The 11,954-nt window shown below is 34.6% G+C and carries 10 protein-coding genes; all 10 read left to right on the plus strand.

What is annotated here, in order from left to right; all coding sequences use genetic code 11:
* Positions 1-231 (plus strand): transposase (locus A37S_RS28415; protein ID WP_036603761.1); only part of this gene is annotated, 231 nt, incomplete at its 5' end.
* A 528-nt stretch (positions 232-759) separates the two neighbouring features.
* Complete coding sequence (locus tag A37S_RS0121660; protein WP_169719549.1) at positions 760-2,190, plus strand: MATE family efflux transporter; 1,431 nt, start codon at positions 760-762, stop codon at positions 2,188-2,190.
* Positions 2,191-2,654: 464 nt separating this feature from the next.
* Positions 2,655-3,554, plus strand: coding sequence for an MBOAT family O-acyltransferase (locus A37S_RS27875; RefSeq protein WP_211229841.1), 900 nt, complete (start codon positions 2,655-2,657; stop codon positions 3,552-3,554).
* Between the two features lie 197 nt (positions 3,555-3,751).
* Positions 3,752-4,849, plus strand: coding sequence for a hypothetical protein (locus A37S_RS0121670; RefSeq protein WP_028298767.1), 1,098 nt, complete (start codon positions 3,752-3,754; stop codon positions 4,847-4,849).
* 70 nt (positions 4,850-4,919) lie between these two features.
* On the plus strand, positions 4,920-5,942 hold the full coding sequence (locus A37S_RS0121675) for a glycosyltransferase family 10 domain-containing protein (RefSeq protein ID WP_028298768.1): 1,023 nt from the start codon (positions 4,920-4,922) through the stop codon (positions 5,940-5,942).
* Between the two features lie 299 nt (positions 5,943-6,241).
* A complete protein-coding gene (locus A37S_RS0121680) occupies positions 6,242-7,042 on the plus strand; it encodes a nitroreductase family protein (protein WP_211229842.1) in 801 nt (266 codons plus the stop codon).
* Between the two features lie 72 nt (positions 7,043-7,114).
* On the plus strand, positions 7,115-8,215 hold the full coding sequence (locus A37S_RS0121685) for a polysaccharide pyruvyl transferase family protein (RefSeq protein ID WP_028298770.1): 1,101 nt from the start codon (positions 7,115-7,117) through the stop codon (positions 8,213-8,215).
* A gap of 329 nt (positions 8,216-8,544) precedes the next feature.
* Positions 8,545-9,633, plus strand: coding sequence for a glycosyltransferase (locus A37S_RS0121690; RefSeq protein ID WP_028298771.1), 1,089 nt, complete (start codon positions 8,545-8,547; stop codon positions 9,631-9,633).
* Positions 9,630-10,832 carry a glycosyltransferase family 4 protein gene (locus A37S_RS0121695; protein WP_028298772.1) on the plus strand — a complete coding sequence of 401 codons (1,203 nt, stop codon included), beginning with the start codon at positions 9,630-9,632 and terminating at the stop codon, positions 10,830-10,832. Before A37S_RS0121690 ends, A37S_RS0121695 begins: the two co-directional genes overlap by 4 nt.
* A complete protein-coding gene (locus A37S_RS0121700) occupies positions 10,832-11,866 on the plus strand; it encodes a glycosyltransferase family 4 protein (protein WP_028298773.1) in 1,035 nt (344 codons plus the stop codon). Before A37S_RS0121695 ends, A37S_RS0121700 begins: the two co-directional genes overlap by 1 nt.
* Positions 11,867-11,954: the final 88 nt, after the last annotated feature.

An 11,954-nucleotide genomic window follows, 5' to 3' on the forward strand; every position in this document is an offset into this window, starting at 1 on the left:
AATCCGATCGAAGGAAAGTTTGGTCAAGCAAAGACTGGTTACGGAATGAATCTCATTTTAGCTCGTCTAGCAAGAACCAGCGAAGCTTGGATTAGCTGCATCGTATTGGTGCTTAACTTGGTCAAATTGGCCGAGCTAGCACTTTATTGCATTATCAATATAGTAATCAAATATGTGGTAGATCTGCGCAAAGATTACAACCTCATACCCCAATACTCAAAAATCTGCTGAAAAAATCATTGAGTTTTTCAGCAGACCCTAAATACTGAAAAATGTCTCCACTTTTTTGTTGTAATTCCACAAAATCCGTAGTCTGTCCAGGCCGTGCGTGCCTGGGCGACTACGGATATCCGATGGTGAGAAAGCCGCTCTCATCTTTTGTTTACGCTTTTTTACAATATATTCACTGCAATTTGATATTTTTGCAGCTTTTAATTGCTACAAGGAAAGAGAAGATTAGGTGTTGAGGTATCTGTGGGGCTGTGCTTAGAGAACGTCAATATTTAGGTTTCTGTGGAATAGATACGTTCACGGTTGTCAGTGGAACTGAGCTGCTAGAATCTTTGACCTTGGATATGAAATTGGATTTTTCGGCGTTATGGAAGCTATCCTTAAGGTAAAGGATTATGCTGTGGATATTTTAAGATAAGTTTAAAATAAGATTTGTCGAACTCAAAAAATATAGCAAAAAACACCGCCTTTCTATATGTGAGGATGCTGTTGACAATGGTCGTATCCTTATATACGTCAAGGATTGTTTTGAATACACTTGGTGCCGAGGATTATGGTATTTACAATATTGTAGGTGGCATTACCATCATGTTTGCCTTTCTAAATCAATCTATGAGTGGCGCCACATCAAGATTTTTAATTTTCGAGTTGGGACGGGGTGATTTGGGAAAATTGAGAAGAACCTTTTCAAATGCATTGACAGTCCATTTTTTGATTGCGGGTATTGTATTTGTTTTAGCAGAAACAATAGGCATATGGTTTTTGGAAAATAAGTTGATAATAAATCCTGAGAGGATGAATACTGCTCGTTGGGTTTATCAATTGTCGATTTTATCAACGATGATAAGCATTACTCAGGTACCCTACAATGCTATAATAATTGCTTATGAGCGAATGAACATTTATGTGTACATAGAGATATTAAACAATTTGCTAAGGTTGGGTGTCGTTTACATGCTTGTGATTGGCTCGTTTGATAAGTTGTTTTTATATGCTGTATTGGTACTATGTGTCTCCTTTACCATTGCTATGATTTATAGGTTATACTGTGCTAGAAGATTTCCGGAAACAAAATTTCGACTCGGATGGGATAAGAATGTTGTTAAGCCTATGCTTAGCTTTTCAGGATGGGATTTGTACGGGAACTTGAGTAGGACTGCAAAAACTGAAGGAGTGAATATACTTTTAAACTTATTCCATGGAGTGATCGTTAATGCAGCATATGGAATTGCTAATCAAGTGCAGAACACCGTATTTAATTTCTCATCCAATTTTTTAATGGCTGTGCGTCCTCAAATTGTCAAATATTATGCGGCTAATGATATTGAAAAAATGCAAAGGTTAGTGGTCACTTCCGCTAAGTTTTCGTTTCTTTTGCTATTCATAATATCCTTGCCGTTAATAATCGAGAATGATTTTGTCCTTCATATATGGTTAAAGGAGGTGCCAGAATACACAATTGTTTTTTGCCAATTGACATTGTTGTCAAATTTAATAATAGCAATGTTTAATACAGTTGTGATCGCCATTCATGCCACCGGCAAAGTGAAGAGAGTGAGCATTACGATTGGTAGTATTTACTTGTTGGTTCTCCCAATATCTTATCTTCTTCTCAAGAATGGGTTTTCTCCGATAATTCCATTTATAGTCAATGCTTTCTTGACATTGCTAGGTTGTAGTTCCTACCTGTGGTTGCTTCGTTTAAATGTTCCTCAGTTTTCTATTATGCGTTTTTTTTTGGAAGCAGTGATTGTTTGTTTAAGTATAGCGTTTGTTTCATCCATATTGCCTGTCTATTTGCATTTTTCGATGGATAATGGATGGATTCGTTTTATCCTGGTAACTTTTTGTTCTATCATTCTGGTTGCTATGACGACTTATTATTTTGCTTTCAGCAAAACAAGTAGAAACGAATATATGAAAATAGTAAAGAAAAAAATTAAATCATTTTTTTTATAGAAGAAAGCAATTGTGGGCAGTAAGTGATCTTTGTTGTATTTATGGATTTGCAGTTTGTGAAATTTGGTAAAACGTATGATACTAGTCAGGAAACATAATAATATTTAGAAAATATGCTTTTTAATTCTATATCGTACCTTATATTTTTTCCGATAATTTTCATGCTTTATTGGAGTTTGAATAAGAAGCATGTAAGTCTACAGAATCTACTTTTGCTAGTAGCTAGTTATTATTTTTATGCATGTTGGGATTGGCGATTTGTTTTTCTATTGGCATTTTCGACGGGGCTGGATTTTTTTTCGGGGATATTAATTTATGAAGCAAGCTCGAAGATCAAGAGGAAATTCTGGTTGTTCTTGAGTGTTGGGATAAATTTGTCTTTTCTCGTGTTTTTTAAATATTATAATTTCTTCATTGAGTCATTTGCGGACCTATTGAGGGTTTTTGGTTTACAGCCACATTATATGACATTAAAGATTATACTGCCTGTAGGTATTTCGTTTTACACATTTCATGGTTTATCGTATGTTTTTGATATTTATAATAATAAGATAAAACCTACGTATAACTTGATTAACTATTCTTTATTTGTCTCGTTTTTTCCATTATTGGTTGCAGGGCCTATTGAACGGGCCACTCATTTATTACCTCAATTGGAGCAAGGAAGAAAATTTAATTCTACGAAAGCATTTGATGGACTTCGACAAATTCTTTGGGGATTATTTAAGAAAGTTGTAATAGCCGATAATTGTGCTGTATATGCTAATCAAATTTTCAATAATAGCGACGACATGAGTGGAAGTACTCTGGTTTTAGGGGCTGTTTTTTTCGCTTTTCAAATTTATGGGGATTTTTCAGGCTATTCAGACATTGCCTTGGGAAGTGCACGTCTGTTAGGAATTGAATTGTTGAAAAATTTTAATTTTCCATATTTCTCCAGAGATATTGCCGAATTTTGGAGAAGGTGGCATATTTCGCTGTCTTCATGGTTTAAAGATTACTTATATATTCCTTTAGGTGGCAGCCACGGTGGAAATCGAATGAGGATAAGGAATACATTTATTATATTTTTAGTAAGTGGTTTTTGGCACGGTGCGAATTGGACTTTTATTTTTTGGGGAGGATTGAATGCACTTTTTATTATGCCATCGATCATTTTAAAAACAAACAGGAATAATCTCGGTATTGTTGCTGAAGGACGAATTCTACCAACGTGGAGGGAGATAATTCAATTGACGTCAACATTTAGTTTGGCTGTATTCGCTTGGATTTTTTTTAGGGCGGAATCGTTAGAGCATGCTTTTAAATATATAAGAGGTATATTTAATTTTAATTTTTTACCTGGCCAGCTATCTTCCCTTTAAAAGTACTTTTTTTAATTTTCTTATTTATGTTAGTTGAGTGGACAGGCAGGGGAAATAATTATGCTATTGAGAAACTTGGGTTTAAATGGACCAAAAGTTTAAGATGGGGTATCTATATTTGCATAATAGTAGCTATTCTTTGGTTTGGTGAAGAATCTCAGGACTTTATTTATTTTCAGTTTTAAAAGGGGTTCTATATGAAGCGATTTGTAATCAATGTTATTTTATTTTTAGTATCCTTTGTAATTATAATAGAGCTTGTTTCTCGCTTATTTATAGATCCTTACTATTTTTATTCTATCGATACATATAATTTTAAGCCTAATAATGCTAAAGTTAGTGATACCTATAATTTTAAAAAAACGAATCATATTGACTATTTGTTTATAGGTAGTTCGAGGGTTCCAGCAACAATAAATGCAGAGTTGATTATGAATCGGAAGAAGGGTAAGATCGCTGTTGTTGCTGGTAGAGGATATACTACTGAAGGAATTCACTATCAGGCATTGAAGAATCGTATATCTAAATTTCCCGATTATGTGTATGGTGCAAGTGTGTTCTTGGAGTATCCTGGCCCAGATATTTTTACTGATCCATTTGATGAAAAGGCCCATACCGTTTGGGAGTCTTATTTGCCCAGTCAGGGAAAACGAGCAATGCCGCATCTGCTTTTGCCACACCTAGATTATACTGATTTCAAATATTTTTTAAATAAATCTAAGAATTCCAATTGGGTGAAATTAGAAATGATTTTGCTCTACTGTTTTTCGTCATATCGAACTATTCCATATATCAAGGAAATGTCTAATAAGTATGCTACACGTCTAGAAAAAAGATTGTTTTCCAATCATGTCGATGATCAATTGGTTAATGAGGGGGGCATTAGGAACGACAATAGAGAGGAGATAGAAAAAAGAGCGGTAGAAGAGGCAATTTATAGGTCCAAAATTATTCAGGAGGAACCCATATTCACTTTTGAATATTTAGATAAGAGCTGTTTGGCTTATCTAAATGAGATTGTTACCAATAATGGAGGAAAATTTTATCTTTATAAAATGCCGTTATGTGATGTTCAAGAAAATGTTTATAGTTCGCCAAAGGCTGTGCAGAACAAGAAGATATTTGAGCAGTGGTTGCATTCCAAAGGAATAGAAATTATATGGAACAAAAACTTTACTTACCGCGATGTTGATTTCCCAGATAAATGGCATCTTAGCAAGGAACGGAGGGATGAATTTACAGCATTGCTGCTTGATGATTTAGAAGTAAAAGAAGAAGGTCGAAGAAAAAACTAAAAGCAGATATCTTGATCAGTTTGACAAAGAAAAGCTGACAGTGGCTATATAGCGAATATTTATTAATACCATGCAGAAAAAAAAAGTAAAGATTAAATTTGCAGGATTTTGGAGTTGGTTTGATTATAAGACATTCCTGCCTTATCAGTTATTGTCGAAACACTATGACGTCATCGTAACGGATGATGCCGATTATATGTTCTGTACGCTCTTTGATAACTATGAGTTTAGTACCTTTAAAGGTGTTAGGATATTTTGGACGGGAGAATGCTTTGTTCCCGACTTTAATTTAGTTGATTATGCTTTTACTCTTGACAATATTGTTTTTAATGATCGAGCTTTACAAATACCGTATTTTGTATATGGACAGGAAATTAGTGGATTGATCGATAGAAAACTACGTACTATTGAAGACGTCAGAAAGAAAACTGGATTCTGCAATTTTATATACTCCCATGAAGGGATACCACAAAGGACTGCTTTGTTCAATACTATTTCCACCTATAAAAAAGTTGATTCGGCAGGTAGATATCTGAATAATATGGACGGCTTTACTCCTGGAGCGAGGGGAGCCGTTTCTGGACTAAGTAATAGTCCGAAAATTGATTTTCAGCGAAATTATAAATTTACTATTTCATGTGAAAATTATGTGTTTCCCGACTATGTCACGGAAAAGATTGCCCACGCATTTTTGGCCGATACAGTGCCGATATATTTTGGAGATAAGACAGTCGCAAAATATTTTAACCCGAAAGCGTTTATTAATTGTGCCGATTTTTCGAGTTGGGATGATTGCTTGCAATATGTCATTGAGGTAGATAATAACGATAACTTGTACTTAAATATGCTAAACGAACCTGTTTTTTACATACCAGATTTTTTGGATAATTGTGAAAAGAAGATTGAGGCTTTCCTGTTACATATCTTTGAACAAGAGTATAACGAAGCTTTTAGGCGCCCAGATACTATCTGGCCGAATAAGCACGCACAAAAATTACTAACTATTAAGCAACCTAGAGATTATAAGCAGTTAGTTAAGGATACTGCAATCGGAGCCTATTTGCACAAAATTTATAAGAAATTTACCCGTTAGGCACAAGAAGTATCAAATAACCCAAAAGATTGAATCAAAGTATTGGAATAAGTCCTTAATTTATGAAAGCGCGAATAAAAGATTTACTAAGACGAGTTATGGGAATAAATAATGCACGCTTTCTTGGTATGTCTATGGCAAGGATTCGAAGCTATAAGAGTCTCGCTTTTAATTTTTGGACTGATTTTAGGCTTTACTGTAAAGAGTCAACGATCTTTAAAAAAGATAGCTATCGCAAAATCGAAGCTTTGATTATCTTGGATTATCATAGGATTGAGAAGGGCTTGCTGTTTGAGAGCATGAAGCCGAGATTTGCAATGGTGAGTATAGTAGCGCTACATGTATATCTGAATAAGGAAATGGTTATCGCCGCCAAGAGCAGAACGCAGATCAAAGTGGCTTATCAGCTCATGTGTCAATATTATGATTTGCACCAAAGGGCTGGCATCTATATTGGAGATTATTATACCAATGAGCAATATGTTTTCTACAAAAATATCCTTGGAGAGGAATATTCAAATGACTTTCAAGGTGCGATAAAGTATAGCTTTGACAGTTTTTACCGTTTTAATGAAGCTGATTTTAAGTGTTTTTCCAATTCTCGAAAAAGTATCCGAAATTTTACTGGCGAAAAAGTAAATGAGGTACTTATACGAGATGCGGTACAATTGGCCATGAATGCACCTTCTGTTTGCAATAGGCAATCAGCTAAAGTTTATTTGGTAGAAGATAAGGTGAAAATAGATAAGATTCTGGAAATACAAGGAGGTTTTAGGGGCTATACGGAACAAGTCGGACAATTACTAATATTGACTACCGATAGAAACTATTTTTATACAATAGGAGAACGGAACCAATTATATATTGATGGTGGTATCTTCTTGATGAACCTTCTTTATGCTTTGCATTATTACAAGATCGCAAATTGTCCTGCTAACTGGGGAAAAACCGTACAAGAGGAAGAGGTACTGAGCAAATATATTTTCCTACCGAACTCGGAAAAGATAATATGTATGGTCCCGATAGGAGTTGCTAATCCGGAATTTAGTGTATGCCTGTCTCGAAGGAGAGATATTGATGAAGTCTTTATTAGTTTGTAAGTTTCTGAAAGCAATTGCGATTAGTTACTGTGTTTTGGATGAAATAAATTGATAATAATGCGGATAGGGATAATGACCTTTTGGGAAAGTAAAAATAATTACGGCCAAATATTGCAGCTGTTTGCGTTACAGCAATATTTAAAAAAGTTAGGACATGATCCTTTTTTGATTCGTTTTAAAAGAGTTCCTCCCAACGACACTAGAACGCTTATTCAAAAGATACGGGATGAAGGTTTATTGAGGCTCATTCTACAGAAATTGGAGGCTCCGAAAAGGAAAAAATCGATTGAACTAGATAAGTTAAGGCATTTTAGAGCTTTCAAGGCAGAAAATATTGTGTTTGGTAAAAAGGATTATCGGAACCTGGCAGAATTGCGGGCTGATCCACCAAAGGCGGACGTTTATATTGTGGGAAGTGATCAAGTATGGAACAACAAGTTTTCTGTTTCGGCCGAACCTTTTTTACTAGGTTTTGGTGATGATAGAATAAAAAGGATTTCTTATGCAGCAAGTTTTGGACAAAGTGTCATAGATGAGGAAACACAACTTTTATTTAAAAAATATCTACCAGCTTTTAAAGCTATCAGTGTCCGCGAAAAAAGTGGAGTTGATATCTGTAATCATATGGGTGTAGCAGCCGAATGGCTTCCAGATCCCACTCTTTTATTTGAAGCACGAGAATGGGAGGACATGCTGTGCCTTAATATGCCCAACAATATAAATCAGAAGAGTATATTTGCCTATACATTAGGGAATAGCAAAATTAAGGATTTGGATAAATTTGTTGGATTTCTAAGGAGAAAGTCAGGTTATAAGTTAATCCGTGCTGGAGCCAACAGTGACTTCTCAGGCGATTGCTATCCTACCATTCCTGAATGGGTTGCACATATCAAGCAAGCGGACTTTGTGTTGACTACCTCCTTTCACGGGATGGTATTTTGTATCATCTATAATACTAATTTCGTAATTCTACCGAACACAGGAAAAGCATTAGGCATGAATGAACGTATAGTTAGCTTGCTGGCCAAGTTGGGCTTGCAGGATCATATTATGGATAAATATAGCCATGAAAAATTAAATGGTCTATTTACAAAGAAAGTAAACTGGGGATATGTAAATGAACAGTTGTCGAATTGGCGGATAGAAGCGAATGAATTCTTAATGCGTTTATGAGTTCGCTGGCTATATGAGTGAAATTTGTTCAACGAAATAGATTGTTCTGTATAAAAAAAATAACCGAATGTTTGTATTGAGAAATTGGAATGGGTTTTAAGAATATCTGTGGAGTAGCGACGTTGATTCTCTTTTTACCATTTCTATAAAAGGATCTCATAGTGCCTTTTAAAAAAAATGCTCCGAGAAAAGAAAAAGTAATCTTAAGTTATTTCTTAATATGATCGGTAAGCTTTTCAAGATATCTTTACGTAGCCTAGTGGTTATAAAGTAAAGGTTGAATATCGATGTGTTTTTAATGTTTTTGTGGAAAAAAAGGGAGTCGTTATATGTCAACAACTGATATTAAAATAGTTTTTGATCCCCTCGATAGTGCTGAAAATAAGTACGTGCCGATTATTGTATCGGAAATAAAGAAAAATGGGATAACACTTATTTCTTTGAGTGAGGCATTGTCTAAATATAAGCTTTTTAGACAAGTGTCTTGCTTTCACTTAAATTGGTTTGAGAATCTCGATGAAAAATCTGCGTTAAAACAATGGGTGCTGTTTGGAAAAAAAATTCTGCTATTGATTTTGATAAAAATGCATGGGGCAAAGGTGATTTGGACCATGCATAACAGAACTCCACATAACAAAAACCATAGATTTTTGAAAAAGTGGTTGCGAAATTTTATTGTTTGGATAGCAGACGTAATAGTTATTCATTCAAATGAAAGCGCTAAACTTATTAACAAAAGACAACGGATGAAAGCATTATATATACCACATCCCAATTACATCGATGCATATCCAGCATTTTGTTATAAAGATTCTACATTAAAAAAGGGAAGATATGCAAGAAATGAGAGTAAAACAGTAAAATTATTATTTTTAGGAGCAATAAGACCATACAAAAATATCGAGTTATTAATATCTATGGCTTCAGCTTTTATGAATAGATTGGAACTGAAAATAGTTGGAGAGCCCATATCTGGAGAATATCGTTTGAAGTTGCAGTCGAAGATTAGAGACGCAAAGAATATAATACTGGAAACGAGGTTTTTACCAGATTCGGAGATAAGTCGTGAAATTGCGCAATGTGATGCAATGATAATGCCGTATGACTTAGAAAGCAGCCTCAATTCAGGAACCGTGTATTTAGCATTTTCCCATAAGAAGACAGTAATATGTCCGTTGATAGGTAGCATAATGGATATACCTATAGGTGACAGAAAACTATATACTTACACCTACGATAATAACGCAAAAAGCGATCATTTCAAGAAATTATCATCGACATTAGAGGAATTGCTAAATGACCTAGATAAAAATCCCGGTACCTTGGAGGAATACGGGAATTCTATGTTTTCTTATCTGGCTGTTAATCATAAAAACGATGTTATAGGAAGTAAGCTTTCTCAAATATATTTTACATGAAGATACTTTTCATCAACTCTCTTTATTATCCAAATATTGGAGGAGGCGCAGAAATTTCGTTACAATTACTCGCTGAATCTCTTCAATCTGTGGGACATGATGTAACAGTATTAGCTATCGATGATGTCGAGGGATTTAAAGTTGATTATATCAACGGAATAAAAGTTTTTAGATGCGGAATTAGGAATAGTTTTTGGAGTTATAGAGACAATAATCATACGAAACTGGAATGGCTGGGGTGGCATTTAAGGGACATTTATAATATACCTATGGGAAGATATATTAAAAGGATTATTGAAGATGAAAATCCTGATATTGTCTCCGTTCACAACCTAGCAGGTTGGTCGATTGCTGTTTGGGATGTATTAAATAGTCTCAATCAACCTTTCGTGCAAGTATTGCATGATTTTTATCTTATGTGTAATAACTCCAATATGTATAGCAATGGGCATCCTTGTGATATGACCTGCGGGAAATGCAAACTATTGAGATGTTTACATTTACATAAATCTAAAAGCGTTAATTTTGTTGTTGGAATTAGTAGGTATATCCTTGATAGATTTATGTCAGCTGGTTATTTTACTCATTCTACTGCCGAGGTAATATATAATTTTCGGAAAATAAATAACAATAATAAAATATGCCGAAGTGATCCAGTTAATTTTAATGTAGGGTATATAGGAACTTTAGGTCCTTTCAAAGGGATTGAACTTTTGATAGAAGAGTTTAAGACATTGCAATCAAAAAATATTAGGCTTTTAGTAGCTGGCTCTGGCAACAAAGAATACGAAAATAAACTGAGAAAGCTATCAGAAGAAGATGATCGTATAAGTTTTCTAGGACAAGTTGAGTCTCCAGATTTTTATAAAAAAATAGATGTTCTAGTAGTTCCATCGCTTTGGAATGAGCCGTTAGGAATGGTAGCAATAGAGGGTTGCGCTTTTGGAATACCGGTATTGACGACTGGATATGGAGGATTAAAAGAGATTATAGTCGATGGTTATAATGGGATGTTTTTTGATCCTAATATTTCGGGAGCATTGGCGTTGGCGATTGAAAAAATGTTAAATGATCGGGATTATTATAATAGAATACAAAAGAAAGCCCGACAGTCTGTTAATAGTTTCTTGAATAATGATCGCCTGATAAATGAGTATGAAGGATTTTATTTAAAGGCGCTAAATCAATATAAGAGATAATGAGAATAGGTGTTTTGGGAACATATTTTGAGGAACGGCAAACGGGCATAGGTAACTATGTGTTGTACTTGTTTGAATTAATGATTGAAAATCTGGATAACGCTGAATTTGTCGTCTATTCAAACTCTGAAATTGTATTGCCAAAAAGACTAACACAAAGGGACAACATAACATTGGTCTTCGATCCATGTGGACGACATTTAAAAGTCAATATTTGGTTGAAGATTAGACTTTGGTATCTAATAGGAAAAGATCGGTTGGACTTTTTTTTTTCAGGAACAGGTATACTTCCCTTGTTACCTAAAAAAGTTAAAAGTATAAATGTACTTCACGACTTAAATTACCTTATCGTTCCTAATACAATGGGTAAATTTCAGTATATATCTCATGCTTTATTTTTAAAACGGGATATCTTGAGATCTAATTATGTCATTGTGAACTCGAGGGGAACCAATGACAAAATGTTAAAGTACTTTGGGAAAAAAGCCAATGCAGTAATTAAACCTAGAGTAGATGAGGTGTACAAGATTTTGCCTAATGATAAAGTCGAGAGTTTTAAAAAGGGAAAAAAATTAGATTATCAATATTTCCTCACAGTTGGCACTTTAGAGCCACGTAAAAATTTCCAACTTACTCTCGATGTTTTTATTGATCTATATGAAAAGGGAATGTTGGGTAATACAAAGCTCATCTTGATCGGAACATCAGGGTGGAAAAACAATCGAATCTTAGAAAGAATAATGGAATACGAGGACCTATTTGTAAGATTGGATTATGTAAGTAACGAAGAGCTTGTTTATTACTACAACGGAGCTTTGGCATTATTATTTCCTTCACTCTATGAAGGGTATGGAATTCCTGTTAGAGAGGCTTTGTGTTGTGGGACTCAGGTTATTGCTAGCGATCTTCCAGAGTTGCGTGAAGCTGGTGGAGAGTATCCTGTTTATATAGAAATTAAAAACGCTCATGCATATGCAAACGCTATATTGTGTAAATCGTCAGCAAAAAGTGGACACGATATTTTAAAAACTTAAGGAGTGTTTTCATCAAAAACGTTAGATTTAATTATGGGAACACCAAAGAAGAAGAGCACGGAATCATTTGTAAAAGACATTCGTAAGA

The sequence above is a fragment of the Olivibacter sitiensis DSM 17696 genome, assembly GCF_000427965.1.
GTDB classification, from domain to species: domain Bacteria; phylum Bacteroidota; class Bacteroidia; order Sphingobacteriales; family Sphingobacteriaceae; genus Olivibacter; species Olivibacter sitiensis.

Excerpts from the sequence above, each read along its gene's own strand:
- A37S_RS0121680 (WP_211229842.1), top strand. The coding sequence starts at position 6,242 with ATGAAGCCGAGATTTGCAATGGTGAGTATAGTAGCGCTACATGTATAT.
- A37S_RS0121675 (WP_028298768.1), top strand. The coding sequence starts at position 4,920 with ATGCAGAAAAAAAAAGTAAAGATTAAATTTGCAGGATTTTGGAGTTGG.
- A37S_RS0121700 (WP_028298773.1), top strand. The coding sequence starts at position 10,832 with ATGAGAATAGGTGTTTTGGGAACATATTTTGAGGAACGGCAAACGGGC.
- A37S_RS27875 (WP_211229841.1), top strand. The coding sequence starts at position 2,655 with ATGACATTAAAGATTATACTGCCTGTAGGTATTTCGTTTTACACATTT.
- A37S_RS0121690 (WP_028298771.1), top strand. The coding sequence starts at position 8,545 with ATGTCAACAACTGATATTAAAATAGTTTTTGATCCCCTCGATAGTGCT.
- A37S_RS0121670 (WP_028298767.1), top strand. The coding sequence starts at position 3,752 with ATGAAGCGATTTGTAATCAATGTTATTTTATTTTTAGTATCCTTTGTA.
- A37S_RS0121685 (WP_028298770.1), top strand. The coding sequence starts at position 7,115 with ATGACCTTTTGGGAAAGTAAAAATAATTACGGCCAAATATTGCAGCTG.
- A37S_RS0121695 (WP_028298772.1), top strand. The coding sequence starts at position 9,630 with ATGAAGATACTTTTCATCAACTCTCTTTATTATCCAAATATTGGAGGA.